This is a genomic window from Exiguobacterium sp. s39 (genome assembly GCF_018618925.1).
Classification (GTDB): Bacteria; Bacillota; Bacilli; order Exiguobacteriales; family Exiguobacteriaceae; genus Exiguobacterium_A; species Exiguobacterium_A abrahamii.
Map to the genome: position 1 here is coordinate 1,157,981 of NZ_JACSNA010000001.1, position 26,972 is coordinate 1,184,952.

General features: G+C 44.6%; 29 protein-coding genes. 10 read left to right on the forward strand and 19 right to left on the reverse strand.

Translation table 11 applies throughout. The annotated features are described in order from the left end of the window. Positions 1-11: 11 nt before the first annotated feature. On the reverse strand, positions 12-326 hold the full coding sequence (locus tag KNQ11_RS06205; protein WP_023468579.1) for a hypothetical protein: 315 nt from the start codon (positions 324-326) through the stop codon (positions 12-14). Positions 327-530: 204 nt separating this feature from the next. Between KNQ11_RS06205 and KNQ11_RS06210 the strand changes: the two genes are divergently transcribed. The 3 genes from KNQ11_RS06210 to KNQ11_RS06220 all read left to right on the forward strand — a co-directional run bounded on the left by KNQ11_RS06210 (position 531) and on the right by KNQ11_RS06220 (position 2,253). Further along, complete coding sequence (locus KNQ11_RS06210; protein ID WP_214770605.1) at positions 531-1,013, forward strand: GNAT family N-acetyltransferase; 483 nt, start codon at positions 531-533, stop codon at positions 1,011-1,013. Between the two features lie 126 nt (positions 1,014-1,139). Further along, positions 1,140-1,838 (forward strand): queuosine precursor transporter, encoded by a 699-nt coding sequence (locus KNQ11_RS06215; RefSeq protein WP_029341956.1) that lies wholly within the window; start codon positions 1,140-1,142, stop codon positions 1,836-1,838. Positions 1,839-1,998: 160 nt separating this feature from the next. After that, positions 1,999-2,253, forward strand: coding sequence for a PilZ domain-containing protein (locus tag KNQ11_RS06220; RefSeq protein WP_251139637.1), 255 nt, complete (start codon positions 1,999-2,001; stop codon positions 2,251-2,253). Positions 2,254-2,489: 236 nt separating this feature from the next. Here KNQ11_RS06220 and KNQ11_RS06225 read toward each other — a convergent pair whose 3' ends face one another. After that, positions 2,490-4,160 (reverse strand): glycoside hydrolase family 13 protein, encoded by a 1,671-nt coding sequence (locus KNQ11_RS06225; RefSeq protein WP_214770608.1) that lies wholly within the window; start codon positions 4,158-4,160, stop codon positions 2,490-2,492. Between the two features lie 224 nt (positions 4,161-4,384). On the opposite strand from KNQ11_RS06225, the gene KNQ11_RS06230 reads away from it, so the two are divergent. The 3 genes from KNQ11_RS06230 to KNQ11_RS06240 are packed head-to-tail and all read left to right on the forward strand — an operon-like array spanning position 4,385 to position 6,318. Beyond that, a complete protein-coding gene (locus KNQ11_RS06230; RefSeq protein ID WP_064299693.1) occupies positions 4,385-5,002 on the forward strand; it encodes a hypothetical protein in 618 nt (205 codons plus the stop codon). 48 nt (positions 5,003-5,050) lie between these two features. Further along, positions 5,051-5,845 carry a thymidylate synthase gene (locus tag KNQ11_RS06235; RefSeq protein ID WP_214723526.1) on the forward strand — a complete coding sequence of 265 codons (795 nt, stop codon included), beginning with the start codon at positions 5,051-5,053 and terminating at the stop codon, positions 5,843-5,845. Continuing rightward, entirely contained in the window at positions 5,842-6,318 is a 477-nt protein-coding gene (locus KNQ11_RS06240; protein WP_064299692.1) for a dihydrofolate reductase, read from the forward strand. Before KNQ11_RS06235 ends, KNQ11_RS06240 begins: the two co-directional genes overlap by 4 nt. 50 nt (positions 6,319-6,368) lie before the next feature. Here KNQ11_RS06240 and KNQ11_RS06245 read toward each other — a convergent pair whose 3' ends face one another. Continuing rightward, entirely contained in the window at positions 6,369-7,886 is a 1,518-nt protein-coding gene (locus tag KNQ11_RS06245; protein WP_214723528.1) for a GGDEF domain-containing protein, read from the reverse strand. 80 nt (positions 7,887-7,966) lie between these two features. After that, positions 7,967-9,361 carry a class II fumarate hydratase gene (gene fumC, locus KNQ11_RS06250; RefSeq protein ID WP_050677406.1) on the reverse strand — a complete coding sequence of 465 codons (1,395 nt, stop codon included), beginning with the start codon at positions 9,359-9,361 and terminating at the stop codon, positions 7,967-7,969. Positions 9,362-9,478: 117 nt separating this feature from the next. Between fumC and KNQ11_RS06255 the strand changes: the two genes are divergently transcribed. Further along, the gene (locus KNQ11_RS06255; RefSeq protein WP_055968472.1) at positions 9,479-10,783 is read left to right on the forward strand and encodes a hemolysin family protein; all 1,305 of its coding nucleotides are present in this window, start codon (positions 9,479-9,481) and stop codon (positions 10,781-10,783) included. A gap of 22 nt (positions 10,784-10,805) precedes the next feature. Here the strand turns inward: KNQ11_RS06255 and KNQ11_RS06260 are convergent, their stop codons facing one another. The 3 genes from KNQ11_RS06260 to KNQ11_RS16975 are packed head-to-tail and all read right to left on the reverse strand — an operon-like array spanning position 10,806 to position 13,361. Then, entirely contained in the window at positions 10,806-11,207 is a 402-nt protein-coding gene (locus KNQ11_RS06260) for a reverse transcriptase-like protein (RefSeq protein WP_214770612.1), read from the reverse strand. Further along, positions 11,200-12,159, reverse strand: a complete 960-nt coding sequence (locus KNQ11_RS06265) for a CobW family GTP-binding protein (RefSeq protein ID WP_023468590.1) — start codon at positions 12,157-12,159, stop codon at positions 11,200-11,202. Before KNQ11_RS06265 ends, KNQ11_RS06260 begins: the two co-directional genes overlap by 8 nt. Before the next feature lie 11 nt (positions 12,160-12,170). Further along, positions 12,171-13,361, reverse strand: coding sequence for an HD domain-containing protein (locus KNQ11_RS16975; RefSeq protein WP_214770615.1), 1,191 nt, complete (start codon positions 13,359-13,361; stop codon positions 12,171-12,173). Between the two features lie 140 nt (positions 13,362-13,501). Between KNQ11_RS16975 and KNQ11_RS06275 the strand changes: the two genes are divergently transcribed. Further along, the gene (locus KNQ11_RS06275) at positions 13,502-13,987 is read left to right on the forward strand and encodes a hypothetical protein (RefSeq protein ID WP_214770618.1); all 486 of its coding nucleotides are present in this window, start codon (positions 13,502-13,504) and stop codon (positions 13,985-13,987) included. Between the two features lie 269 nt (positions 13,988-14,256). On the opposite strand, the gene KNQ11_RS06280 is transcribed toward KNQ11_RS06275, so the two are convergent. From KNQ11_RS06280 to yvfG, 11 genes are all read right to left on the reverse strand, one after another. Beyond that, positions 14,257-14,823, reverse strand: coding sequence for a deoxycytidylate deaminase (locus tag KNQ11_RS06280; protein ID WP_064299687.1), 567 nt, complete (start codon positions 14,821-14,823; stop codon positions 14,257-14,259). 47 nt (positions 14,824-14,870) lie between these two features. Then, a complete protein-coding gene (locus tag KNQ11_RS06285) occupies positions 14,871-16,079 on the reverse strand; it encodes a toxic anion resistance protein (protein ID WP_149427564.1) in 1,209 nt (402 codons plus the stop codon). Then, complete coding sequence (locus KNQ11_RS06290; protein ID WP_050677413.1) at positions 16,066-16,809, reverse strand: 5-bromo-4-chloroindolyl phosphate hydrolysis family protein; 744 nt, start codon at positions 16,807-16,809, stop codon at positions 16,066-16,068. Before KNQ11_RS06290 ends, KNQ11_RS06285 begins: the two co-directional genes overlap by 14 nt. Before the next feature lie 251 nt (positions 16,810-17,060). Beyond that, complete coding sequence (locus KNQ11_RS06295) at positions 17,061-18,404, reverse strand: sodium-dependent transporter (protein ID WP_058705457.1); 1,344 nt, start codon at positions 18,402-18,404, stop codon at positions 17,061-17,063. Positions 18,405-18,574: 170 nt separating this feature from the next. Next, complete coding sequence (locus tag KNQ11_RS06300) at positions 18,575-19,447, reverse strand: diacylglycerol/lipid kinase family protein (RefSeq protein ID WP_149427566.1); 873 nt, start codon at positions 19,445-19,447, stop codon at positions 18,575-18,577. Continuing rightward, positions 19,444-20,961: an ABC transporter permease/substrate-binding protein gene (locus KNQ11_RS06305; protein ID WP_214723536.1), complete on the reverse strand. Its 1,518-nt coding sequence runs from the start codon at positions 20,959-20,961 to the stop codon at positions 19,444-19,446. Before KNQ11_RS06305 ends, KNQ11_RS06300 begins: the two co-directional genes overlap by 4 nt. Then, positions 20,958-21,689 carry an ABC transporter ATP-binding protein gene (locus KNQ11_RS06310; protein ID WP_050677660.1) on the reverse strand — a complete coding sequence of 244 codons (732 nt, stop codon included), beginning with the start codon at positions 21,687-21,689 and terminating at the stop codon, positions 20,958-20,960. The genes KNQ11_RS06305 and KNQ11_RS06310 overlap by 4 nt, the downstream gene beginning before the upstream one ends. Positions 21,690-21,872: 183 nt before the next feature. Continuing rightward, positions 21,873-22,508, reverse strand: coding sequence for a 3D domain-containing protein (locus KNQ11_RS06315; protein ID WP_214770634.1), 636 nt, complete (start codon positions 22,506-22,508; stop codon positions 21,873-21,875). 685 nt (positions 22,509-23,193) lie between these two features. After that, positions 23,194-23,403, reverse strand: a complete 210-nt coding sequence (locus KNQ11_RS06320) for a hypothetical protein (protein WP_023468601.1) — start codon at positions 23,401-23,403, stop codon at positions 23,194-23,196. A gap of 60 nt (positions 23,404-23,463) precedes the next feature. Further along, positions 23,464-24,075, reverse strand: coding sequence for an NUDIX hydrolase (locus tag KNQ11_RS06325; RefSeq protein WP_133207477.1), 612 nt, complete (start codon positions 24,073-24,075; stop codon positions 23,464-23,466). Then, positions 24,072-24,293: a protein YvfG gene (gene yvfG, locus KNQ11_RS06330; protein WP_023468603.1), complete on the reverse strand. Its 222-nt coding sequence runs from the start codon at positions 24,291-24,293 to the stop codon at positions 24,072-24,074. Before yvfG ends, KNQ11_RS06325 begins: the two co-directional genes overlap by 4 nt. 88 nt (positions 24,294-24,381) lie before the next feature. Between yvfG and KNQ11_RS06335 the strand changes: the two genes are divergently transcribed. Then, complete coding sequence (locus KNQ11_RS06335) at positions 24,382-25,956, forward strand: FAD-dependent monooxygenase (protein ID WP_214723540.1); 1,575 nt, start codon at positions 24,382-24,384, stop codon at positions 25,954-25,956. Positions 25,957-25,989: 33 nt separating this feature from the next. Next, positions 25,990-26,307, forward strand: coding sequence for a hypothetical protein (locus tag KNQ11_RS06340; protein ID WP_023468605.1), 318 nt, complete (start codon positions 25,990-25,992; stop codon positions 26,305-26,307). Between the two features lie 44 nt (positions 26,308-26,351). On the opposite strand, the gene KNQ11_RS06345 is transcribed toward KNQ11_RS06340, so the two are convergent. Further along, positions 26,352-26,906: a hypothetical protein gene (locus KNQ11_RS06345; protein ID WP_214770637.1), complete on the reverse strand. Its 555-nt coding sequence runs from the start codon at positions 26,904-26,906 to the stop codon at positions 26,352-26,354. Between the last annotated feature and the right edge of the window lie 66 nt (positions 26,907-26,972).

Sequence of the window (26,972 nt, forward strand, 5' to 3'; positions counted from 1 at the left end):
CCGGAGCTAGCTCATTTCTTTTTCTTCAATAATCCTTCGATATCTTCAATCAATGCTTTTTTCGAAATCAGGTCTTCTTGCTTTTCCTGTTCGACTTTTGCATCGACCGTCGTCCGCTTCATGAGTGCCTGAAGCGTCTCATCAATGCTTGACTTCAAATGATCGCGGTCTTCTTTATTAAGGGAAAGATCATGTTGAACTTCATCCCCTTGTTCATCTAATTGGCGTAAGCGTTCCGTCAATTGTTTCGCTTCACGATTCAAGTCCGAATACAATCGTTCGATTTGCTCTAGACGCAATTTGATTCCGTCACGTTCTGTGAACACGTTTTCCAGCCCCTTCCAGTATGCAGTTGTCTACATCATTACTTTACCATATTCCGAGGTAATTAAAACAATCACAAGATGATTACAGAATGACTTTTTTTAGATTTCTTCCTGCGGATCGATTCCAGTTAATTTTTGCAATTGCACGGAGGGTATCGCTATAATGTAAACGAAGCATCAATTGGGATGAGGGAGGATTTTGTGATGGAATTGAGACGTCGAACATTACGTCATGTCGATCAAGCTGAGTATGATCATTTCTTGAAGTATGGCGAGCAAGCATATGGACTGACTCCGCAAGAAATCAAAGGGTATGACCATGAGCTTGGAGAAGAGCGGGCTTTTGATTCCGTCGAGCACAGTTATCCTGAAGATTATTACTTTGATATCGTTGAAGCAGATACGATCGTGGGGCGGGTTCTGTTCTTAAAAATGGGTCACTACTTCCAACTCGACTTCATGGTGTTTGATCCCTATACGCGTCGGGGTCTAGCTACTCAAGCAGTTGCTGAAGCATTGGCGTATTCCGGGGTACTAGATCGTCACGAAGTACGCGCGCGTGTCCTTGAACAATCTCCACACGCTTCGTTTGCAAAACGCATTTTGGAAGCGAATGATTTTACGTCGACAGAGAACTATTACGTCAAAGGAAGACGTCGTCGGTACTCTCTGCAACGAATGGGCTAAAGACCGTCCGAAAGACCATGAAACTTATGGTCTTTTTTTAATGCCCCTCATCTCTTCATCACCTTTGACAGTTGATGAATTTCAGCGTACAATTTTCATCTGTATGAACAGAAAGGAGTACATCTCATGAACGAATGGTTATGGATCCCTTCCATTTTTTTAACGATGGGATTATTGATTTTCAGTTATTATTTATTTGGTAAGACAGGATTGTTGATGTGGATTGCCATCGCAACAATCATTGCAAACATCCAAGTTACACAAACCGTTGATATTTTCGGTTTCGTCTTTACGTTAGGGAACGTCGTGTATGGCAGTTGTTATCTAGCGACAGATATCCTCAATGAAAAATACGGAAAACAGGTCGCTCGTAAAGGCGTCTATATGGGGTTCTTCTCCCTGATCACGACGACCGTTCTCATGCAGTTCAGTCTCTTATATACACCACTTGCTGATAAGGCTGCACTCGAAACATCCGATTCCTTGCATTTATTGTTTGGACTTTTACCATGGATTGCTGTCGGTAGTCTTGCCGCTTATCTTGTCTCGCAACTATTCGATGTCTTTATTTATTCAAAAATCCGTCAGAAGACAGGCGAACGTAAGCTTTGGTTACGGACGACAGGGTCAACTGTATTAAGTCAATTGCTTGATACGTTGACGTTTTGTGCGATTGCCTTTCACGATATGCCCTTCTCCATCTGGTGGCAAATCTTCATTACGACGTATCTCGCGAAATTCGTTGTCGCTTGGTTCGCGACACCATTCATGTATTTAGCAAAACGTATCCATCCGACGAAACAATCGACAGACGCTGCTGCATGACCAAAAAAAACTAGAAGACTTGACGAAATTGTCGGATAATGGGATTGGAGGTGCCTACATGAAAATCAAACGGAATGAACCCTTTCGATATACGCTGAAAAAACCAATAACAGGTGAATTTCATTTATTGAAAAATGATCAGCGTACTCCTAATGGACTGATGAAAATTCATAATATCTCACCGAACGGACTAGCAATCAGCACAGAACTAAAACTTCCACTCCTCAAATCAATGAAAATCGTTGTTGAGTTCTCATTGATCGAGGGTCAAGAACCTTTGTGCATCGAAGGTCAGTTATTGCATGAGAAGCCAGTGGGGCCCGAAAGACTGTATGGCATCCGCCTCAATCCGTCAACGACTGATCGTGATACGATCATCGCTCAAGTTAAACAAGTCGCTCAATTGGAGCGATAATTTATAAGGAAAAGGTGGCAGATCATCATTCTGCCACCCTTTCCTTATAAAAAAATGACGCGTCACACGCAACTTCTATAGGAACAGCGCATTTATGCGCTTCAAAGACAAACAAGACCCGCTTTCCTGCTTGAATGAAGCAGGAAAGCGGGTCTTGGTGTCTCGCCTGAGAAAGGGGCGTGAAAAGACGCGTCATTCTTTTTTTGAGTCAGCCCTCTGTTTTATGCCTAGATGAATCAACCTTCAAACGTACGGAAGACGATGGCCTCATAAGGTCGAAGTGTGAGTTCGTCGGTAACAACGGCCCCATCATAGTTTCCGATGACGCGGTCTGACGTATCATGCGTAGACGGAATATTCACATCATGATTCGCAAACGAACAGTAGACATACCATGTCTCCCCTTCAAGCGTTCGTGAGTAGGCGTATACTTCTGGATGATCTTCGAGTAAGAGTTCATAGCGACCATAGACGACGAGCTCATGGTCATGTCGTAGACGAATCAACTGTTGATAGTAATAAAAGATGGATTGCTCATCTGCAAGCGCCTGTTCGACGTTGATTTCCGGATAGTTCGGATTGACCTTCAACCATGGTGTTCCCGTTGAGAAACCAGCGTTCTCCGACGCATCCCACTGCATCGGTGTCCGCGCATTGTCACGTCCTTTGACATGGATGGAACGTAGTAGTTCAGCCGGTGATGCTCCTTGTTCCGTACGTTCTTTCCACATGTTCCGAATTTCGATATCTTCATAGTCCGCAATGTCTTCAAAAGCGACGTTCGTCATGCCGATTTCCTCGCCTTGATAGATATATGGCGTCCCTTTTAACAAATGCAATAATGTAGCAAGCATTTTAGCTGACTCGACGCGGTACGTCGTGTCATTTCCGAATCGACTGACGACGCGGGGTTGATCGTGGTTGTTCCAATAGAGCGAGTTCCAACCCGTCTCATGTAAGGCCGTCTGCCATTTTGTGAAGTTTTGCTTGAGTTTGAGTAAATCAAACGGAATGACGTCCCATTTCCCGTTCGGACCTGAATCGAGATCCATATGTTCGAACGTAAAGACCATGTTGACCTCTTTACGTGCCGGATCCGTGTAAAGGATGGCATCATCCGTCGTCGCTCCTGGCATCTCACCGACTGTCAGGACATCGTATTTACCGAAGGAAGCTTCGTTCATCTCGTGTAAAAACTCATGGACACGTGGTCCATTGATATAATGTTCTCCACCATCTCCATACAGTGCTCCTGGATGGACCGTCGCATCTGGTAAGCCGGGTGTCTTCGAAATCAAGTTGATGACATCCATTCGGAAACCATCAATCCCTCGATCCAACCAACGACGAATCATCCCGTACACATCGTGACGCATCTGCTCATTTTCCCAGTTCAAGTCAGGCTGCTTCTTCGAGAATAAGTGTAAGTAATACTCATTCGTTGTTTCATCATATTCCCAGGCAGGTCCAGAGAAAATCGATCCCCAGTTGTTTGGTAGCGAACCGTCTGGATTTGCCGGGCGCCACATATAATAATCCCGATATGGATTGTCCTTGCTTTGACGCGACTCCGCGAACCACTGATGTTCATCTGACGAATGATTGATGACGAGGTCCATGACGATTTTGATATCTCGTGCATGTGCCTCATCTAGAAGACGATCAAAATCATCCATCGTCCCGAATTCCTTCATGATGGCTTCATAATCACGAATATCATAGCCATTATCGTCATTCGGTGAATCATAGACAGGACTTAGCCAAATGACATCGATACCAAGTGTCTTCAAATAATCCAACTTTTCGATGATTCCGTTCAAGTCACCGATTCCATCCCCATTCGAATCATTATAACTACGTGGGTAAATTTGATAAACGACACTATCATGCCACCATTTACGTTCCATCCTCAACACTCTCCTCTTTTATGTACGTAACGTGCTACATATTAAGCAAACGATTGCATCAATTTGTAAAAGCGCTTTCAATTATCACAACGTCATCTTAACATGTCCATGAGAGGTGCTCAAGCAAGAACCTTAACATATTTGATATCATGAAATATGAAATCCAAGTGTTTACTACATCCAAGATGATGGGAAAGAAAGGTATGAGAAAGGAGTGTGGACAAATGTATCGTCGATATTTGCTCTTCCTTGTCTGGGCGATTGCTATTGTCTTCATCTTATTATTTGGAAATAATCGTGTCTTTCCAGAAGGTTTCTTGATTTCGTTTTTACGTTTCGACCAAAGTCAATTTGATACATCCGCGTTAAGTTTATTTGCCTTACTCGGTATTTATCCGTTCGCTTTCTTTTTACTATTTCTAGATGAGAAACGATTCATGCGCCCCGGACCGCTCGTCGCAAGTATTGGATCGTTCTTCTTAGGTGCCTTCGTGTTGATGCCTTATGTCGCCCTCGCTATTCCAAGGAAAACGTTTCTTCCTTTTCGTCGTCGCGGGTGGATTCCTACCGTCGTCGCCTTACTTAGCGTCGTGACGACATTATTGCTTTGGATTGCTCTTGCTCGATCTGATTGGAGTATATTCCGCATCTACTTTGAGACCAATCAATTCGTTCGAACGATGACCGTCGATTTGTTATTATTCTACATTCTGCAAGTCTATCTGCTCCGGCGCATTCGTGTTCGGAATGCACAATCATTAGAGTGGCAAGACGTGATTCCGCTCTTTGGCTTATTTCGTTATCTATTCGCAAGACATTTACCGACATCCTCAAAATCTTAATTTATGTTACAATGAAATTTGGATTTTTCGAAAAGGAGATGTCATCCGATGGAACAATATCATGCACTTTGCGAACACATTTTGGAACACGGAACAAAAAAGGAAGACCGGACGGGAACGGGAACACTCAGCGTGTTTGGTCACCAAATGCGCTTCTCCCTTCAAGATGGCTTTCCTCTCATTACGACGAAAAAGTTACATATGAAGTCGATCATCCATGAGTTGATTTGGTTCATCTCGGGTGATACGAATATTCGTTATCTACAGGAAAATGGTGTGCGGATTTGGAACGAATGGGCAGATGAGAACGGAGATCTAGGTCCTGTTTACGGAGCACAATGGCGCTCTTTTCCACGTCCAAATGGCACGACGGTCGATCAGCTGGCACAAGTCATTGAACAGATCAAAACGAATCCGGATTCTCGTCGTTTGATCGTCAGTGCTTGGAATCCTGGACAAGTTGATGAGATGGCGTTACCACCTTGTCATCTCTTGTTCCAATTTTATGTCGCTGACGGAAAACTATCATGCCAATTGTATCAACGTTCAGCTGATGTTTTCCTAGGCGTACCATTTAATATTGCATCTTATGCGTTACTGACACATATGATTGCTCATGTGTGTGGACTTGAGGTTGGTGACTTCGTTCATACGCTCGGTGACGCTCATATCTATTCAAATCATATTGAACAAGTTAATCTTCAGTTGACGCGTACCCCGAAAAAATTACCGACGCTGCGCTTCGCTCGAACAGTCGATCGTATCGAAGACTTCCGCTTCGAAGACATCATCATTGAAGGCTATGATCCTGATCCGCACATTAAAGGTGTGGTAGCCGTATGATCACACATATCGTAGCGTATACAAAAAATCATGTCATCGGTCGTGACAATGCGATGCCTTGGCACCTTCCAGCTGATTTAGCTCACTTCAAACGTACGACGATTGGCAAACCGATCATCATGGGACGAAAGACGTTCGAATCCATCGGACGACCGTTGCCCGGTCGAGAGAACATCGTCATTACGCGCGATCAGACGTTTGCAGCCGAAGGTGTAACGGTATGGCATGATCTATCTGCTTTACAACCATACGTCGATTCAGAAGAAGAAGTCTTTTTGATTGGTGGTGGAGAGTTGTTTGCTCAAACGCTTCCTCTTGCTCGCCGCCTGTATGTCACTGAAATTGATACGGTTCTTTCTGGAGATGTACATTATCCCGAAATCCCATCTTCATTTCAGATTACTTCCGAAACACATTATGATGCGGTCGAGGGAAACGATTATCCGTTCATCATTCGTCGATATGATCAGTAACTAAAAAACAGCCACATTGCTCCGTATGACGGACAAATGTGGCTGTTTTTTTAAGGAATTTGCATGATCCATTCAGCAATCCATTCCTCCATATCAGAATCGATCTGTGAGGTCATGATATAGTCTGTCGCACCGCATGATAACGCCTTGGCTAAACGATCGTCTTCTTGATCTGTCACGACCAAAGCATCAATGATCGATTCCCGTTGTTGTCTCCACTCCTCTAATCGTACAAAGTTCTCGCTTGCTAACTGATCGAGTGAAAGAATCGCCAATTGTATTGGCGACGTCCGTTGATCATCTAGCGGAATCACCTCAATATGGTATTTCGGATGATCCGGCATATCAAGCGTATGTACCTGTTTAAGGAATCCTTCCTCGACACGGATATAGACTGGTATTTTTTCGATCGATATCGCTGTCGAATAGGACACCACTTGATTACGACCATTACGTTTCGCTTGATATAGAGCTTCATCTGCCTCTGCTGTTGCTTGCGCCAGGGATGTGTGGAGATCAAAAGCAAAGGAGAGACCAATCGAAACTGTTACTTTTAATCCGTTCGCAAAAATATGGCGCTCGACACGCTCGCGAATTTTATTCATACTCGCAACTGCTTGCGGTACTGTTTCTGCTGAAAACAATAAGATGAACTCCTCACCACCGAAACGAATGAATTCATCATCGAGACGAGCGGCTTGTTGAACGACGGTAGCTAGTTCGGAGAGGACCAAATCCCCCGTTGGATGTCCATGTAAATCATTGATCCGCTTAAAATGATCGATATCAAAAATCGCTAACCCAAATGTCCGCTGTTCACGTTCGAGACGTGCTACGCGACGATCATAGGCACTTTGGAGGTATTTCCGGTTATAAGCTCCCGTCAGTTCATCGACCAAGATCGTCGAAGATACGACCCTTAATTTTCGTAATAGTCTCGCTAGACGAACATGTCGTTCTTCATTCGTCACTGTCTCATCCCAGTAGTCATCAGCTCCCATCTCATAGCTGACTTGACGAATGTCAGACCGGTTCGGACCTACGATGATGACGGGAACGAATGCTGACTCCATTTGTTTGATCAGTTTTTGAGTCAACTCTAAGGATTCCGCGATAGATGCATGGTCGATGATGACAGCATCCATAGCAATATCATGTGATATCGACAACGTGTCTTCCACCGAACTGAAGAATCGTGACATATAGCGCTCCTGTTCGAGCGATTTCTTCCATTTGATATTCTCAAGAAAACGTCTTGTCACAGTGACGACCAATTCTTTTCGAATCCGATTGGCGCGTGAGCGTTCAGACAACTGATCGACGATTGGCCGCAGTAATTCTTTAACGATCGGCTGAGTGATGACCGCATTCATTTGTTCCCACGTCGCTTTTTCCCGACTCACTTGATCGGCAAGTCCTTTAAACAGTTCCTCTCTCCCGAGCCCTTCAAGCCAGCTTGCTAATGCGAGCAATTCTGTCCGTGGCACGGTCGGCATCCGAAGTAACGTCTCCACCATGATGATCGTCTGTTGCAGTTGTTTTTCTATCCGTTTTCGACTCCGTTCCATCCAATCCCCTCTCTTTCCATACATCCGAAGAACCGTCCTCGGATAAAGAGAAAGCGAGGGAATTCCCCCGCTTTTTCAACTCACGCTTTTAAGTTCGGACGGACCATATCTGCTGGTACGATCCATTGATCATATTGTTCTTCTGTTAGTAGACCAGTCGCAAGTGCTGCTTCTTTTAAGGTTGACCCGGATTGATGCGCTGCCTTTGCAATTTTCGCCGCATTCTCATATCCAATGTGCGGGTTGAGTGCAGTGACGAGCATCAACGAACGTTCGACGTTCTCAGCGATGACGGACTGTTCTGGTTCGATTCCGATCGCACAGTGGTCATTGAACGAATGCAAGGCGTCTGTCAGTAAGCGAACGGATTGTATGAAGTTATACATGATGACCGGCTTGAAGACGTTTAGTTCGAAGTTTCCTTGACTTGCAGCAAAACCAATCGTCGCATCGTTTCCAAGGACTTGCGCAGCGACCATCGTCAACGCTTCACTTTGAGTCGGATTGACTTTCCCAGGCATGATTGAGCTTCCCGGCTCATTTTCTGGAATCGTGATTTCGCCGATCCCTGCTCGTGGACCTGATGCGAGCCAGCGAACGTCGTTTGCGATCTTCATCGCGTCCATCGCTAACGCTTTGACCGCACCATGCGTAAAGACGAGTTGATCGTGGCTTGTTAGGGCGTGGAATTTGTTTTCCGCACTCGTGAATTCATATCCCGTTTCTTCACTCATCTTTTGCGCAGCCAAATCACCGAACTCAGGATGTGCGTTGATGCCCGTTCCAACAGCCGTACCGCCGATTGCTAATTCCGTTAACGGATCAAGCGTCCGTTCGATCATTTGCTTCGAAAGTGCAAGCATCCGGACCCAACCGCTGATTTCTTGACCGAGTGTGATGGGTGTAGCATCTTGCAAGTGTGTCCGTCCGATCTTGACGATATCTGCAAACGCGTTCGCTTTTTCGTCAAGTGTCGCATGCAAAGCATCGATTGCTGGGAATAGTGATTCCAACAAGACTGTCTTCGCCGCTAAATGCATCGCTGTCGGATATGTATCATTTGAACTTTGTGATTTGTTGACGTCATCATTCGGATGAATCGTCGTCTCACTGCCTTGTTCTTTCAACTTGCGTGTCGCGACCCGAGCGATCACTTCGTTGACGTTCATATTTGACTGTGTACCTGAACCCGTTTGCCAAACGACAAGCGGAAACTCATCATCGAATTTCCCCGCGATGATCTCGTCACATACTTCAGCGATGACACCTGCTTTTTCTGCCTCAAGCACGCCCAAGTCGCGGTTCGCAAGCGCCGCTCCTTTTTTCAGGACTGCAAAGGCACGAATGACTTCAATCGGCATTTTTTCCGTTCCGATCTTAAAGTTTTCTAGACTACGTTGTGTTTGTGCGCCCCATTCCTGCGCTTCTGGTACACGAATTTCCCCCATCGTGTCACGTTCTACACGGTATTCCATAAACAAATTCCCCCTTTTGATTATTTCTCTTTTAGTTTAACGCAAAAGTAGACAGAATGGGAATGAGAGAGACAGTTTTGGGGAATAGTTTATTATCGAAAAAGGAGTGAAGATTTCATGTGGTTGATTAACTTAACAATTGTACTGCTTTTGATTCTAGCAAACGGTATTTTTGCGATGACCGAACTCGCTTTGCTTTCCTCAAAACGGTCGAAATTAGAGAAAGCAGCGAATGATGGCAAAAAGTCAGCCCATGTTGCGTTAGAGTTACTTGATCGACCAACCGATCTGTTATCGACTGTTCAAGTCGGCATCACGTTAATCGGCATCGTCAATGGTGCCTTTGGTGGTGCCGCTCTCTCAGGACCGGTCATCAAGTGGCTTGCTCAATTCGCGTGGCTCGCCCCTTATGCCAGTACGATCGGCTATATTCTAGTCGTAACGATCATCACCTATATTTCACTCGTCATCGGTGAACTCGTTCCTAAGCGTGTCGCCCTTGTCAGTCCAGAACGGGTCACGATGTGGCTTGCCCCACCGATGCGTTTTTTCTCGATTGTGCTTCGACCATTCATTTGGGTTCTAAGTAAGTCGACGAGTTCCATCTTCCGTTTGATTGGTCTGGATCGCCTGCAAACAGAAGACGAGACGGAAGACGAAGTCCGGCAATTACTGATTCGTGGTACGCAAGAGGGAACCTTCAATCGGTCTGAAGCGGAGCAAGTCTCTCGTGTGTTTGATTTTCATGATTTGTACGCTTACGAACTGATGGAGCCGCGTACCGTTACCGAATGGATTGACTTAGCGGATGACTCCGATACGATCTTACAAGAGCTCCGGCAAGCGCGACATCGAAACTTACCGGTTGGTCATGGTGACTTGGATCACTTCGTCGGGTTCATCGATGCGAAAGAGGTGCTATCAACGGAACGACCTGTTCAAGAACTTGAACGACTGATTCAATCACCACTGATCGTTCCCCGTCAATTAAAAGCAACCGTCTTGCTTGAACGGATGCGCAAAGAGACGGTATCAATCGCCTTTGTTCTTGATGAATACGGTGGTTTCCTCGGCATGATCACCTTATTTGACATCCTCGAAGCATTCGTTGGCGAAATTTCAAGCGTTGAGGAAGAACCGGAACTCGTCATGCGAAAGGATGGCTCCTTCCTAGCGGATGGTCTATTGCACATCGATGATTTAAAGCGGACGCTCGGTTATACAGAAGACTTACCCGGTGAACAGTTGAACGCCTATCATACGGTTGCTGGTTTGATTCTATATACGTTAGGTGATGTCCCCTCCCGTGGGAGTACTGTTGAAATTGGACCGTACCGGTTTGAAGTCGTTGATTTAGACGGACGACGCGTCGACCAAATTCTGATCGAGCGCATCGAACATGAACAAACACCCCTACCGTGAGGATAGGGGTGTTTGTCGTCAATCATGCTTCGTATAATCGTAACGCCTCTCGTGCGACACGATCTGCTTTGTTCTCCGACCGTGGAATCCACTTCACGAAAGCGAGTGGTAAGAGTTGATAACGCGCAAAGGCAGGATCAAAAATCGTCTGCGTTCGTTTGTTCTTGACGAATTCGCGTTCGACTGCGAGTGAAACGGCTTCTGAATCCGTCCGAAACGAAATGACGCTCTCGCCTTGTGCAATCAGTTCGTGCGCCCACTCGACGGCTTTCGCAAAAGCAATAAATTCTGCTTCATGATTATTGATCGCTTGAATTTGATACATTTTTTCCGTGACTTCGCCCTCGGAATTTTTACTGAAAAGCCCAACCGCCGCTTCATCATTTGAAGGACGGACCGTACCGTCAAAATAAAGTTCAACCATGTTCAATTGCCGCCTCGATTCCTTTTCGTATCGCTTGTTCATCTAGCCCTTTCCCAATGAAGACGAGCGTCGTCTTTGGTTGTTCGCTAAATGGTTCTCTGATTGCTGTGCCATAAATCATGCCAGTACCTTGTAAAATGACCTTTCGATCCGTATCTGCAAAATGAATGATTCCTTTATAGCGATAGAGATCTTCTGCATACGCTTCTAACACCTCACGTAGGACCATTCCAAATCGATTTCGGTTCAAGGGTCGTTCCTCGACAATCGTCAATGCCGTGAAATCCTCAACCGATTGATGAATCTGATCCGTTTGTTGACTGAGTCGTACTTGCTCTTCTTTTGGAAAATGGAACGTTTCAAACAGTCGGTCCGATTCAAGTTGAGCCTGTTCCGTTTCAATGATAGCTGCAGAAGGATTTCGTTCGCGAAGTAAAGCGGACAACGTTTCGCGCTTTGACTCGTCAATCAAATCCATTTTATTCAAGATCAGGACGTCAGCAAAGCCGATTTGTTTCACATTTTCTTGGAACGTCAGTTGACGTTCCAAGTGATACGCATCGATGACCGTAACGACACTTGAAATCTGATAAGACTGTTCAACAGCCGGCTCAAAGTAGAATGTCTGTAGAATCGGCCCTGGATCAGCAACGCCTGTCGTCTCAATCAATAATCGATCAAACGATAACTCCCCATCTCGACGGCGTTTTGCGATCCGTAGCAACGCATCCCGTAAATCACCGCGAATCGAACAACAAATGCAGCCATTCGTCAATTCGATCATCTCTTCGTCACTTCGTTCAATCAATGCTTCATCAATATGAACAGAACCTACTTCATTGACGAGCAAGGCAAACTTTTCTGTCGGTTGAGAAACGAGATGATTGAGTAGCGTAGTTTTACCGGCACCTAAAAAACCAGTAATGACGGTCGTACGTATTTTGTCTTGCATGATTTCACTCCTTAGCGTCCTTGTTGCTGACGCCATTTTTCTTTTCGTGCATCGAGTAGATCAATCGCATGAAGATACCAAGCATCTGTCGTTTGCGGCGTAACACTTGATCCCCACTCGCGTTTACCATGGTGTGATAATACCATATGCATGAGACGGTGATAAACAGCACGCGGTAATCGGATATCTTCTTCTCGAAGTGCTTGTTCGAGAACAAAACAACCATATGGCATATGACCCATCAATACACCGTCCGGATCAAGCGCAATACCTGCCAGTTCTTCCTCTTCTTCTGTTACGTGAAACAGTCTTGAAAAACGATCTGTCGATGCACCCGCATGCGTATACTCCCATAGCTTTCCGATGTCGTGCAATAAAATACCGAGCAACAACTCATTCGGATTCGGTCGTTGATCTAACAGAGCAACCCCTTTTGCCGCTTGATAGAGGGCATCAAAACTGTCATCCCAAGAAAATTGACGTATCTCTCGTTCAGCTGCTTGGAAGAGTTCATTTTTATGATCGGCTTCTGCTTCTTGAATACATTTGAGTAGCGTCAAGTATGGTTGTTCACTATCACAAATTCCTCGACCAATCGTCATCATACAAGCAGTATGTTTCAGCAAACCACCGATATAGGCATGGTGATGAAACAGCGCAGCCGGTCGTGTTGAAAAATCCGCCCAGTACTGTCGCAGAATCGAGAGCGCGATTTCTTGGTAAGGAGAATCAAGTTGACCGACTAGTCCAAGCAACTGATCACGATACGTTTCAAGCGATTCATCTGCTGGTAATTGTGGTAGGAACTGCGTCGGTGAGGCGTCATGAATCGGAGTGACGCGCTGAACGGTCAATGACTTGTTTCCGGATTGCGGCGGGTACTCCTCTACCTTTGCCTCGACCCGAACGATTCTTGTTTCGAGATATGGACGAAGTGCTTCTTCTGCCGTTCCTTGATTGATCCACTGTTTTCCCTTACAAGATCCAGCTGGCGAATTGAACGTGAACTGTAACCATTCTCTCCCGGTTTGACCAGTACGGATTTCACCAGAGGCAACGAGTAACACTTCTTCGATTCGTTCACCCGAAACAAGCGTCTCTATCGAAAGTCCAATCGGTTGATTCGATTGATGGATGGAAAAAGTATCATTTCCATAAGAAGGCATCGTCACTTCCGGAAGTGCTTTGAATAATTGAATCACGTCATCTCACTCCTTTTTCTTCACTCATATCATAGCAGACACGATTTCATCACGACTACTAGCAAACAGATATTGTAAGCGTTTTCTAAATGAATTATGATGAAACTGGAAGTCCATTTTATGCTTAAGGAGGAGAAACGATGATTCGACCACTTACTCAACTATACAGTGAAGCTGTTGGCACACTCGATCAATGGACGGTATCCGAAATCGTGACCCGCGATCAAATTCGGCAAGCTGTCCAGTTGTACGATCCATATCAAATGCATACGTCGTATGCTTTGGAACATTTGTTGATTCATGAATTGCGTGAGGCTTGTCATCATGTCCAAGAACAAGGACTAACATTGGCTGATGCGCAAACAGAGCTTCTCATCCTCTCTGCTTTCCAAAGTGATGCCGGCTATCAAGCAGAAGAAATTCAAGATATGTCTCCCACTGCAATCAAACGGCACTTGTCTTCGCTAGACGCCGCCTTCAACCGACTATTACATCAACTATTCTTACATCAATCGCAACCAGACATCCTCTGTCAGCGATTCATGACGATCCTTTCAGGTGCGGTCGCCACAAAATGTGCAATCCGTGCTAAACGCCTCAAGGAAGCGACACTTGTTCATCCATAAAAAAAATCCTGACTCATGTGAGTCAGGATTTTTCATTCAACGACCTGGCATTCCAGCTCCTTGATTGGTTTTGTATGAAAATGCGGCGTTCCGCTTCGTCATATTCTATAGTCATCATGCCAAACTATTCAAGGTCTGTCAATTCTTTTCTAAAAAAAAGTGGACCGATTTTCGATTGAAAATCAGTCCGAATGGAAGAGTGAATAATTACCATGGCAATGCTTGATTTCATCATACAATGCAATGGAAGCGTTTACAACCCTTTTTCGTTAAATTTTTTCAAGAAAATATTCGTTTGCGAGTGGCAAGTGGATGACTTCGATTCCACTTTGTCGCATGAGATTCAATCCGTCCCCATATTCATAACCTGTCGAATAAACGACACGATCGATTTTAGAAGCGATGAGCGCTAAACTACACGCATGACACGGACTATGTGTGACATAAGCTGTTGCATGACGAGCGCTCGTCGAATCAGCTGCTAGCTTACCGAGCGCGTTGATTTCAGCATGAATCTCATGTTGCTTCGACCATTCATGGTGTTCTTCCTGATTTTCGCACCGATAAAAGAGAATCCCGTTTCGTTCAATCAATTCTTCAACAATCGGGTGGTCAGGACGTGATGTATAGAGAATACCATCTTGCTTTAAGTAAATTTCGTTGCAATTCACATGCTGACTAGGTGTTCCGTTTATTCCGATTGAAATCGGCTTTTCATCTTTGACGATGACACAGGCAACGGATTTTGAGGCACATTTTGAATGACGGTCTGCCATCATCCGTGCGAATAATAACCATGTCGTATCCCATTTCAACTGCTTCTCTTCATTATTCATTCAAACTCTCCTTTCATGAAGGAAAGGAACACGAAATGTCGTGTTCCTTAGTATGGTCGATTCGGTAATTCTCTGCTTTTTGAGGCGACTTCGATGACTTTTTGTTTCAATTCATTCTCCATTCGCTCTAGTTCATGCTCTGCGTCGCGGCGCTTTTGTTTTCCTTCTTGTTGGATGCGTAATGTCTCATCCAGTGTCTCGATCAAGTTTTGGTGCGCCACTTTTAACGATTCAACGGATACGATACCTTTTTCGTTTTCTTCCGCAATTTCAATCGACGATTCCTTCAGCAACTTCGAATTTTGCTCAAGTAACTGGTTCGTCGTATTGGTGACATCCTTCTGCATTTCAAGCGCTGCTTTTTGACGCGACAGACTCAAAGATAGGACAACTTGGTTCTTCCAAAGTGGAATCGTATTGACGACTGCTGATTCAATTTTTTCCGCTAGAATTTGGTTATTTTGTTGAATAACACGAATTTGCGGTGCCATCTGCAAGCTAATCGTTCGGGATAATTTTAAATCATGGATTTTCTTTTCAAAACGATCCGTCAATTGAATCAAGTCATTCAATTCCTGTAACTTCGTTTGATCCCGCGATACCTCGACTTCCGTTCGTAACGGTTCGATTTCATGTTGACGAACGTGAGCGATTTTCGTCTCGCCAGCTGCAATATAGACGTTTAATTCTTCGAAATAACGCTTGTTCTTTTGATACATTTGATCGAGTAACGTGATGTCCTTCATCAATCCAAATTTTGATCGATCAAGATTGTGTACGACTTCTTCTAGATACGCACTCATCTTCTCGTATTGTAAGAAGTACGTCTCCGCTTTTTTCTTCGCCCGACCAATGACCGGTACGTTCGACCAGAAGCTCTTTTTTTCTTGGAGTGTATCTGGGTCCATTTGGCGGACACGTTGCATTAAGTCACTCAGCAATTTTCCTGCTTCCCCGCCGTCCTTCATCTTCACTTCACTTAAGACTTGATCAGAGAATTGGGATAGTTCACGCTGGACGGGCGCCCCGAATTGCATGACGGCATCCGTTTTTTGAAGATCAATCACCTGCAGTAGACGTTCAATCTTTTGTCGTTGTTCTGACGGAACATCTGAAGGAATCATCTCTTCTACTGGTTGCACAGGCATTTTCGGTGGTGTCTCTGCTACATTCAGATCGACCGACGGATCAGAAATCGTCGGTTGATCTTGCTCATCAGGCCATTGTTGCCATGTATCTTTATCAGAATGGGTCATGTCGGTAACTCTCCTCCTGTTTTCGTTGTTCAGTCTCTTGCGTCAACACCTTTTCAATCGTCAAGAGTTCCCGTTCTAAATCAACGGTATCCCCTTCAAGCAACAAGGTTTGTTGTTGCTTTAATTTTTGTCCGATCATTTTCAAGTTCGAAATCAATTGATTTTTCGTATCCAATTGAACTTGAGCACCACGGCGTTCCAAATCGGCATATTTTTCTGAAATTGACAATAAGGAATCCAGGTAGAACGTAAAGAAGTCCCGAACTTTTTTGACGTCGCGCGGACTTTCATATAACTCTTCGAACAAGACATGTGCTTCACGCGAAACGATTCGCATCTCACTTCTGATTTCACCATCTCGAATGGAGGGAACAATTTGATCGTACGTCTGGATTTTTGTGAATCCTTCTTCGATCGTCCGTTGCAATACTTGAAGTTCTAAATCATCCGTCTCTTCAAATCGGCGTGTCGCCCGTTCCGGTTTTAAAATGACACTTCCGACGAACTCGTCTTCGTCATCAAGTAGTAATTTCTTTTTCACATTTTTTCGCTTAATTTCGGTCGATTTCCGTTCTGTCCGATATCGTCGACCTGGTTTTGTTCGATAACCGCTCCAAATGAACCACAAACCAAGAGCGATGAAGATTCCCGAGAAGTTGAACGTATCGGCCAATTGTAGAAATACGAACATCATACCGATGGAACCAAATATCCACCATGAAGACTTCATGTCATCCCCTCTTCCTTCGTACTGATTCTTCTATCAGGTTTACGTGTCTTTATTTTAACATTACGTAACGTCTAACAAAAAGTTTCCCGTTTTTCCGAAATGTTACGCCTCGTGTATTTATATTTCAACATACTTTTAAAAATATCGCATCAGACCGAAGAATGAACTATCCGTTCTTTCTTTCGCATGATTCTTTTGACAACAAATAAGGTAGTCGACAAAATTGTCGACTACCCTAAAAAAGTGATCAATTATCCGAATAATGGCCATACAAGGATGATCAAAATCGCGATCGGACTCAAGTAACAAACACTCACACGCCACACAGGTACGATTTTTTTCATGAATGGACTCGTCACGAGTTCCTGTTCGACAAGAGTACGATCGAGCTTGTACCCAGCAAAAATCGAAATCAGTAAAGCACCAATCGGCATTAAAATATTCGAGACAAGGAAATCAACGCTGTCAAAGAACGTTTTCCCCATGAATTGAGCATCACTCAACATACCGAACGAGAGTGCGGACGGAATTCCGACGATCGCAATCGCAAGTGTCGCAAGCCATGTCGTCCGCTTTTTATCACGCGATGTCGCATTTTCCTTACGATCCGTTAATGAAGCAACAACGACCTCAAGCATAGCGATCGATGAAGTGATCGATGCGAAAGCAAATAGAAGGAAGAACAGTGTCAAGAACAACGAGCCAAACTGGATCTGACTGAAAACAGTCGGCAATACGATGAAAAGCAATGCCGGTCCTTCTGCAGGGTCAAGACCCGAAGCAAAAACAGCTGGGAAAATCGCGAATCCAGCTAATAATGAGACCGCGACATTCATCGCGACGATCCATGCGGCGGAACGATTAATCTCGCCACGTTCCTTCATGTAGGAAGCATACGTCAGCATCGCCGATACACCGAGCGATAAGGAGAAGAACGCTTGGCCAAGCGCACTCAGGACAGAAGTTCGGTTGAGGACCGAAAAATCAGGCTGTATGAAGAATTTAACACCTTCCATTGCACCATCAAGTGTCAATGATCGAACGACAAGGATGATGAAGCACACGAATAATAATGGCATCATGATTTTACTCATTTTTTCAATACCGGATTGAACACCACGTAAGACGATCCAACATGTCAAAGCGAGGAAAATCAATTGCCCTGAAATGACATATAACGGTGAGGCGGAAATCGTTCCGAACAATTCACCAAGCGCACCACTGTCCATCGTCGTCAGGCGACCTGTGAAACCAAGAATGGTATAAATCAAGACCCATCCTCCGATGACGCTGTAGAAAGAGAGCAACAAGAAACAGGCGATGACACCAAGTACACCAATGAATGTGAACTTCTTATGACCAAGTGCCGAGAACGCTTGAAGTGCTGTTTTTCCACTCGTACGACCGATTAAAAACTCGGCAATTAAAACAGGCAGTCCAAGTAATAAGGTAAACACGAGGAACAAGAGTAAAAACGCGCCTCCTCCGTTCGTTCCAGTCGTGTACGGGAATTTCCAGATGGCCCCCAGACCAATGGCGGATCCCGCTGCTGCTAAAATAAATCCAACTTTTGAAGCCCATGCGTTTCCTTTCATGGTGCTCCACCTCCTTTTCAAAATACTTTTTCATTGTACAGAAAGAATCTGTGAAAGTCATCCTTTATCAAATATTTTCTTTAAAGCGTCAAAGCATAACCGCATATATGTACTGAAATATAAAAAAGAAGGTCGTTTTTTATGACGACCTTCTCTTCATTCGTACTTTATTATTGTGTGCCTCCATACATGCGCAGGTACTCCGGCAACACTTTAACTGTAACCGGCGTATGGATGGCTTTCTCACCATCTGTATCAATGACTTTTGCATCTTTTGTTTTCAGCTGAAAACCACTCGTCAAGATATGTGTAAAGGAAGGATCATTGGCAAGACCAATTTTTTGAAGAATCACATCTCGAATGGTTGTCAAGTTTACTTCATCGACGATCACTAAATCAAGTTTCCCGTCATTATAGGCTCCATCTGATAAGTTCGTCTCGATTCCACCGAGTGATTCTCCGTTTGCCGCCAGAATGAGAACTGCTTCGCCGGTCATGTGACGACCTTCATCTAAAATCAGTTCATATTCGAAGGGTTGTGCTTCTAGACTTGAGCGAATCGTCGATAGATAATATCCCATCTTCCCGAGACGCGCTTTTTCTTCTGTATCGATGCCAATCGATGCCTCTGCGACAAGACCGACACCAAGGAAATTCAAGAAATAGCTATTTTCGACTTGTCCGAGATCGACCTGAACAACGTGTTGCATCGCGATTGCTTCCGCAGCAAGCCGAGGAGCCATCGGTAAACCAAGCGTTCGAGCGAAGTCGTTACAGGTCCCTCCAGGAATGATGCCAAGTATCGGGCGATCATCCAGTTTTGCGACCCCGTTGATTGTCTCGAAAACCGTCCCATCTCCGCCGATGACGACGACCGCATCAAATGCGGACGAATCTTCCGCAAATTGCATCGCATCTCCAGCTTGCTTCGTATTCTTGATGACGATTTCATCGAATAATATACTTAATGGTTCGATGACTTCTCCAAGTAACCCCGTGCCGTTTGTCCCAGCTGTCGGGTTACTGATCAGTAAAAGTTTCATTGAATGACGCCTTCCTTCTTCAGGTAATCACGAGCGACCTCATTCGCCGTCTTCCCGCCGTATGCGACAGCTTCATTCATTTTTGACATCTCTTCATCTGAAATTTTACCTGACAATTGCTCAAGTGCTTGTTTTACTTCTGGATACTCCTCGATCGTCTCTTGTCGCAGAAGAGGAGCTCCTTCGTATGGAGGGAATAGTTGCTGATCATCTTTTAAGACGACCATGTCGTATTTCGCAATCTCCGGATCTGTCGAATAGGCATCAATGACATCGATTTCCCCTGATTCGATTGCTTTATAACGCAATTTCGGCTCCATCGTGACGACCTTCTGGAAATTGACATCATATTTATCTTGAATCCCTTTATACCCATCCTGTCGATCCTTAAATTCTAACGTGAATCCAGCCGTCAACTGATTCGCGACCTGTTTTAAATCAGAGATCGTCTTCAAATCGTAGCGTTCTGCTAATTTCTTTGGAACAGCTACAGCATAGGTATTGTTATAGTTCATCGGTGGTAGCAAGGCTAAATCTTGTTTTTCAAGACCGGCTTTTGCTTGTTCGTACACTTCTTTTGCATCATTCGACTTCGGTTTTTCATTCGTCAAACTAGCGAGCACCGTTCCTGTGAACTCTGGATACGCATCGATATCACCTGACTCGAGTGCCTTGTAGACAAACGTCGTCTTCCCGAAGTTTGGTTTGACTTGTACCGTCAAATCCGTTTCATCTTCGATGACAATCTTATACATATTCATTAAAATTTCCGGTTCTACACCTAGTTTTCCGGCGACGACGAGATCTGGTCGTTCACTACGCCCGAACGCAAATGGTGCGGCGACGATCGCGACCATCAAGACGACTGCCGTCACGAGACGTGCTGTTTGTCGTTTACGTGTCGCTACTTCCGTTTGACGTAACAATCCATCAAATAAAAGTGCGAGGAGTGCTGCTGGAATCGCACCCAGCAATAATAGATAGTTATCATTGCGGTCAATCCCGAGGAGAATGATCGAGCCTAATCCCCCAGCACCAATCAAGGCAGCAATCGTTGCTGTACCAATGATCAGTACCATTGCTGTTCGAATCCCAGCCATCATGACAGGCAAAGCCAACGGGAGTTCGACTTTCCAAAGACTTTGCATCGGGGTCATCCCACACGCTCGTGCTGCTTCCTTGATCGAAGGATCGACTTCGGCAAGACCCGTGTAGGTATTACGAACGATTGGTAATAAGGAATATAAGACAAGTGCAATAATGGACGGGACTGTACCGATCCCGACAAGTGGTATCATCAGACCGAGTAACGCGAGTGATGGAATCGTCTGGATGACAGAGGTTACACCAATCGACCACTCACTCAGACGTTTGTTACGTGATAAGTAAATCCCAAGCGGAATAGCGATTACACAGGCAATGAGCAAGGAGATGACCGATAATTGAATATGCTCGATTAGCGCTTGAAGCAATTCAGTCTTCCGGTCTTGATACGTTTCGATCAATCCATTCATTCGACACTCCCCCTGACTTGACGCATGAACTCTTGAACGAATGGATCGTTACTGGCTAGTACCTCTTCCTTCGTACCGATGAAAGCGATCTCTCCAGCGTTCATCAGACAGATGCGACTGCCTAGTTTCAACGCTTCGTTCATATCGTGCGTGACAAATAAAATTGTTTTACCAAGCTCTTCGTTTAGATGCAACAAATCATTTTGTAATTGCTCACGTGAAATGGGATCAAGAGCAGAAAATGGTTCGTCCATCAAGATGACGTCTTGTTCTGCTGCGAGTGCCCGCATGACACCGACACGTTGTTGCTGTCCACCAGAGAGTTCACTTGGATATTTTTTCTTAAGTGATGTGTTTAACCCAGTCAACCGAAATAATTCATCGACTCGTTGTACTACTTTCTCCTTTTTCCACTTCAATAACTCAGGCACGACGCTGACGTTTTCCTCAATCGTCATGTGTGGAAAGAGAGCGATCTGTTGTAAGACATAGCCAATTCGCCGTCGAAGTTCATGCTCATTGATCGACATGATCGGTTCACCATCGATCCAAATTTGTCCTTCCGTATGATCAATCAATCGATTGACCATTTTCATCGTCGTTGTTTTACCGCACCCTGAAGGACCGATCAAACAAAAAATCTCGCCTTGTTCAACCGTAAAATTCACGTGTTGCACTGCCTTTGTTCCGTCTGCATACGTTTTGCCGACATCCTTGAATTCAATCACGAACCATCCCTCGTTTCCCGGTTTATTATCTTTGTAAAATTCCCCTTTCTTGGACATTCTAAAACCTATTCCGTCTACTCTTTCCCCTGTTTTCTAAATCCATCATCGAACAGATCGTTATTTTATTCTTCATCAAAACAAAAAGACGATGGAAACTATCCACCGCCTAACCGTAAACTTCTCTTATTCGAACGTCACCGTGACTTGACGGCGACCCCATTCTAAAGCTTCTTGTTTTGAACCGACAAGAAGATCCATGATTTTCCCGCGAATCGCACCACCTGTATCGAGCGCAATCGCATCGCCGAAACCTTCTACATGTACCTTAGTTCCAAGCGGTACGACCGATGGATCGACAGCAACGATGCGACGTCCTTCGTATGTAATCGTATTCGTGACGTCATAACCCGATGCCGTTAAGGCGCGACCATTATACAAACGGCTTCCATTGTTTTCTGGATTCGTCGTATACGCTGTCGTCTCAAATGTTTCCGTACGTTTTGTGGAACGGTCAGCGTTTGCTTGCGTTCGACTTTGTTTCTTTACCTGTCGTGCTTCCTTTTTGGCTTCTTGTGCTGCTTTTGCTTTTTGCTCTGCTTCTGCTTTTTGCTTAGCCAAGGCTTTTAGACGCGCTTGTTTTTTCGCCTCTGCTTGTTCACGCTTTTCTTGAGCAGCTTGACGTTTCATCTCTAATGGATTTTGTACGATCGTCTTCTCCGTACCAATCCCGATTTGTGCTGCCGACGCTTCGTGATGCGGCAAAAGAATAAATATGAATCCCGCTAAACAAAGGGATAAAAGGAATGATGTTCGTTTCATGTTGATGCCAACCTTTCTCGCCGTTTTACGACCCGCACAACGTATCACGGTGACAAATAGTTTGAAAAGCGAACACTATGAATTGAAATATATCTGTCAAAAAGTAACGAAATGGTTACACGCTTACAAAAAACGCTCTCAATCGTTGTGTATCAACGTTTTTATATTTTGTAACCGTTCTGTTACGAATTAATCTTTGTTACTCTTTTGTAATAAATGTATCTTTTCGATGTTTTCAGTCATTTTGTCCAATTCTTCAAAAATCAAAAGAATGTAGAATTTCATTATTATTCAGTCCGCTGGATGAACATAAAAAAACACACCAATTATGTGGTGTGCTGAGTTTGCAAACAAGATGGTCCTGCGGAACCAGTTGTTCCAATATGATAGTGGTATGTTTTAATCGATGATGGTGATCTCTTTTACCCATTATGGGAAGTCTTTCTCCTTCTTCGTTTATACTTTTTTATACCGAAAGAAAGAGGCGAGAAGCGTTTTGTTCAATCGAAATCGCTTCCTAGGGGAAAACAAGCAGGAGCGACCCTGCAATGAAGTGAAGCGGCGCAATGCTTGTTCCAGGAAAACGATTCGAGATGAACAAAAAAGCGCAATCTTTCTCGTTAAGAGAAAAATTACGCTTTGTCTTAAGTCTGAGCAAACCAATTATGTGGTGTGCTTTCATGTATTATTTTGTTTTGCGCTCTAGCAATTCAATCTCTGACTTTAATAAAACTTGTTTTTCAAACTCTAAGCCGAGTGCCTCAAAGTTTTTCGTGTGGGATACATCACCAACGACCGTATTTGTCAATACTGCCGTTACTTCCGCCACCCAGCCTTCTTTCGTTTTTACCATATCGCCAACGATATAATCGAATAACTCTTCTGTTTCTTCCATTTTACTCATCTCCTGACACGTTCAATTACAGTTAATCATATAAAATAACGACCGAAAAAGCTAGTCACGCGTCAATTGAGCTAAGAACTGGCGCAAGATTTTAGCAGTTAGTCCCCAAATCAGATAGTCCCCGTGCTCATAAAAATGCTCCGTGACTGTATACGTACGATCCAGATAGGCTTCTCGATTCGCCATTCGTTCGGTCGGCACTTCCTTACCAGGGCGAATCCGCCACTCCATATCTCCTTTAATCGGCTTTGAAGTCATCAATTCTGTTAATGACACAAGAAACACATGATCGACTTCAGCCGGCGAAGGATTAAAGTCTGTCGCATGGAGAATACCAAGATACGGATAAATGATCGACCGGTTCGGTGTCACGAGTGGTTCAAGCGTTCCAATCACTTCGATTTCAGAAGCACTGACATTTAATTCTTCAACCGTTTCGCGGACAGCCGCTGCTTTCGGTAATTCACCGCCATCGATCCGACCACCTGGAAAAGCGATTTCACCTGGTTGCGAACGTAATGTCTTAGCTCGTACTTGAAATAACAAATAGACTTCGCCATTCTGTTCAACTAACGGAACGAGTACAGCTGCCGCATGACGAGGTAAACGTTCTTCAGAATCTACGTAATGCTTTCGGATATCGGCTAAGTTCACCTGTTTCATCGCCCTTCTTGTGCAACGTGTTGGTACGCCTCTTCCAGATGGCGCATACGGACGATGAGATCCGCATTCTTAGCAATCCGGTCCGATAAAATCGATCCTGCTACCGTCTTGTAATAGGCGTTTAACGCATGTCGTTTCGTCAGATGTGCCTCATTCTGACGGATATATTCTTTAAAATTCGCAATCAATCGTTCTGTCGTAAAAAGTTGTTCGTTCACAAGTTTCATCCTTTCACACGTCAAGCGTGTCATCAATAGTTTAATGGTAACGAGTTTTGGCTAAGATGTAAATTAAGGGGGGTTATCCGTGAATAAAAAATTAGATGTCCTCATTATCGGTGCCGGACCAACCGGTTTAACACTCGCACTCGCACTCTCACGCTATGGATTATCCTTTCGCATCGTCGAACGTGCAAGCGGACCATCTGTCGTCTCAAAAGCGATCGGGATTCAAGCGCGTTCTCTGGAGTTGTTCGCAAGGCTTGGTGTTGCAGAAGACTTGATGGAGAATGCAATCAAAATCAATCAAGGAAACCTCTATGTCAATGGTGCATGGCAGGCAAAACTTGATTTTACGGATTTGAATACACCTTTTCCGTTCGTTACGCTGTTGCCTCAAAGTGAGACGGAACGGATTCTTGAAGCGCAACTCGCCCAATATGGACACGTAGTCGAGCGCGAAACAGAATTAACAGGGTTTGCTCAATTTCCAACTTTCGTTACAGCATCCTTACAACATAAAGGAGAAACAGAGACGGTCGACGCTTCCTTCATCATCGGAGCAGATGGTGCAAACAGTTTCGTCCGTCGTGAACTCGGGCTTCCGTTCAGCGGGAAGTCGTTCAAAGAATCGTGGGCACTGGCTGACATCGAGGTCGACTGGCCGCTCTCTTCTGAGGAAGTTCATATCTTTTTCTCTGATCATGGCGTTATCGAGTCGTTCCCTCTCCAGTCGAACTTGTTCCGGATTACCGGCAATCTAACGAGCGGACCTGTTCCGACCGACCATAAAGCGATTGATGACTTTTTACAAAATCGAGCAAAAGTACCGTTTGAGCTCAAAAAAGTCCATTGGTATTCGATGTTTCGTGTCCATAATCGGATCATCGAGAAATTCGGTCACCACCGGATTTATTTGATCGGGGACGCAGCACACATCAATTCACCCGTCGGTGGTCAAGGAATGAATACCGGAATTGCTGATGCGATGAACCTCGCTTGGAAACTATGGTGTGTCCATCAGTTCAAGGCGAGTTTTCCATTACTTGATTCTTACAGCGTCGAACGTCGGGAAGCGGCACAAGGGATCTTACGATCAACCAATCTTGCGACGGAACTTTTGCAAATCAATATTCCTTTTTTATTGCCCTTGCAGGAAAAAGTCATTCGAAATAGTCTAAAGATCGCACCCTTACATCATTTCGTGACGAACCGAATTGCACAGCTCAACAGCCACTACCCAGCGAGTTCGACCTTCGTCACACAAGGACACTTTAGTCCATTGACACCAAAACCAGGCGAACCGATGCCTTACAGTGAAGTCGTTCACCCGCGGACGAAAAAGAACGAACTATTGTTACGTCGTGCCGATCGGAATTTCTTATTACTACTGTTCTTACCAAAAAATGCAACCGATGATCTTCTTGAGCCATTCAAGGAACTCGCCTATACTTATCCCGATCTATTTGAGACAGTACCGATCCATCAATCCCTTAAAGAGGATGGTGTCGTCGATCAAGGCGGTGAACTGGCACGACGCTTTGGCATCAAGCAATCTGGATTATATTTAATTCGCCCTGACGGTTATATCGCGTATCGCCAACAAGGTTTGAAAAGTAAATCGTTCGCCCGCTATGTTGAACGTTTACTTTATGCGCGTTAACTCGGTATGATAGTAGGTGAGGTGAAGGCAAAGATGGATATACAGCTAGTTCGAACGGTTTTAATCATTCTTTTGGTCATTGCATTTCTCGTCATCGTCAGCAGACGAACGAAGGAAAACCTTCGATGGTCACTGATCGGGGAAGCATTTGGTGAAAAAGGAGAAGATTTATTAAAGGACGCTGCGCGACTCGAAGCAGCTGACTTAGAGATTCGAGTCGAACGCGGCGTCAAAACTTCGTTTTTATTCCGACGTTTCAGTAAAGACTTGGATGATCGCGTAGCGGTGTATGTCTTGAAAGAAGACTTGGATCAAGCTGAAGACATTCTTGCGTCTCGACCAAGACGATGAATTCAAACGAAAAGGCAGTGAAGCGAGCGCTTCACTGCCTTTGTTCATTCCTGTTGTTGCGCGAGATAAAACGCAACTTGTTTTCGTTCTTGCTCTTGAACAGGTGAGGATTTCTTTGAGACGATGAACGCCCGCACATCTTTAAAGCTGTGCCCCGTCGGGAATTTAATTCGTTCCGTCCGCATCTGTGGTGCATTCGGAAAAAGTGTAATGCCATGAATCGGAATGATGATCCCTTGTTCTTTTAGCGTTTTTCGAACCGCTTGAACGATTTGTTTCGACCGATGGATGGGATGAGGTGCAAACACTTTTCTTCCATGCTCAGCATCCGTGACATGACAAGATTCCTCCGTCATCCATTCTACGACCGCATCGTTTTGTAACACGAGGAACAATCCTTTTGGTCCGATTAGCGCAAAAGGAATGACTATCGTGTCAGAAAGACGAATCCGATCAAACAACATCCAATCAAAACGACAAACATGACGGATTTCATTACAGAGTGCATCCGTTTCACTCGTCGTCGGACTCACTTGTTTGCTTGCAAAAAAACGACGGCGCGGTGGTTGAGGAACAGAAGCAGTCATGACTTGTAACATGGTTCATCATCCTTTGTAGTATGTATTATTAGTTATCTTAACACCGTTTTCATTCAGATGACGATT

Excerpts from the sequence above, each read along its gene's own strand:
- KNQ11_RS06210 (WP_214770605.1), top strand. The coding sequence starts at position 531 with ATGGAATTGAGACGTCGAACATTACGTCATGTCGATCAAGCTGAGTAT.
- KNQ11_RS06215 (WP_029341956.1), top strand. The coding sequence starts at position 1,140 with ATGAACGAATGGTTATGGATCCCTTCCATTTTTTTAACGATGGGATTA.
- KNQ11_RS06220 (WP_251139637.1), top strand. The coding sequence starts at position 1,999 with ATGAAAATTCATAATATCTCACCGAACGGACTAGCAATCAGCACAGAA.
- KNQ11_RS06225 (WP_214770608.1), bottom strand. The coding sequence starts at position 4,160 with ATGGAACGTAAATGGTGGCATGATAGTGTCGTTTATCAAATTTACCCA.
- KNQ11_RS06230 (WP_064299693.1), top strand. The coding sequence starts at position 4,385 with ATGTATCGTCGATATTTGCTCTTCCTTGTCTGGGCGATTGCTATTGTC.
- KNQ11_RS06235 (WP_214723526.1), top strand. The coding sequence starts at position 5,051 with ATGGAACAATATCATGCACTTTGCGAACACATTTTGGAACACGGAACA.
- KNQ11_RS06240 (WP_064299692.1), top strand. The coding sequence starts at position 5,842 with ATGATCACACATATCGTAGCGTATACAAAAAATCATGTCATCGGTCGT.
- KNQ11_RS06245 (WP_214723528.1), bottom strand. The coding sequence starts at position 7,886 with ATGGAACGGAGTCGAAAACGGATAGAAAAACAACTGCAACAGACGATC.
- fumC (WP_050677406.1), bottom strand. The coding sequence starts at position 9,361 with ATGGAATACCGTGTAGAACGTGACACGATGGGGGAAATTCGTGTACCA.
- KNQ11_RS06255 (WP_055968472.1), top strand. The coding sequence starts at position 9,479 with ATGTGGTTGATTAACTTAACAATTGTACTGCTTTTGATTCTAGCAAAC.
- KNQ11_RS06260 (WP_214770612.1), bottom strand. The coding sequence starts at position 11,207 with ATGGTTGAACTTTATTTTGACGGTACGGTCCGTCCTTCAAATGATGAA.
- KNQ11_RS06265 (WP_023468590.1), bottom strand. The coding sequence starts at position 12,159 with ATGCAAGACAAAATACGTACGACCGTCATTACTGGTTTTTTAGGTGCC.
- KNQ11_RS06275 (WP_214770618.1), top strand. The coding sequence starts at position 13,502 with ATGATTCGACCACTTACTCAACTATACAGTGAAGCTGTTGGCACACTC.
- KNQ11_RS06280 (WP_064299687.1), bottom strand. The coding sequence starts at position 14,823 with ATGAATAATGAAGAGAAGCAGTTGAAATGGGATACGACATGGTTATTA.
- KNQ11_RS06285 (WP_149427564.1), bottom strand. The coding sequence starts at position 16,079 with ATGACCCATTCTGATAAAGATACATGGCAACAATGGCCTGATGAGCAA.
- KNQ11_RS06290 (WP_050677413.1), bottom strand. The coding sequence starts at position 16,809 with ATGAAGTCTTCATGGTGGATATTTGGTTCCATCGGTATGATGTTCGTA.
- KNQ11_RS06295 (WP_058705457.1), bottom strand. The coding sequence starts at position 18,404 with ATGAAAGGAAACGCATGGGCTTCAAAAGTTGGATTTATTTTAGCAGCA.
- KNQ11_RS06300 (WP_149427566.1), bottom strand. The coding sequence starts at position 19,447 with ATGAAACTTTTACTGATCAGTAACCCGACAGCTGGGACAAACGGCACG.
- KNQ11_RS06305 (WP_214723536.1), bottom strand. The coding sequence starts at position 20,961 with ATGAATGGATTGATCGAAACGTATCAAGACCGGAAGACTGAATTGCTT.
- KNQ11_RS06315 (WP_214770634.1), bottom strand. The coding sequence starts at position 22,508 with ATGAAACGAACATCATTCCTTTTATCCCTTTGTTTAGCGGGATTCATA.
- KNQ11_RS06320 (WP_023468601.1), bottom strand. The coding sequence starts at position 23,403 with ATGGAAGAAACAGAAGAGTTATTCGATTATATCGTTGGCGATATGGTA.
- KNQ11_RS06325 (WP_133207477.1), bottom strand. The coding sequence starts at position 24,075 with ATGAAACAGGTGAACTTAGCCGATATCCGAAAGCATTACGTAGATTCT.
- KNQ11_RS06340 (WP_023468605.1), top strand. The coding sequence starts at position 25,990 with ATGGATATACAGCTAGTTCGAACGGTTTTAATCATTCTTTTGGTCATT.
- KNQ11_RS06345 (WP_214770637.1), bottom strand. The coding sequence starts at position 26,906 with ATGTTACAAGTCATGACTGCTTCTGTTCCTCAACCACCGCGCCGTCGT.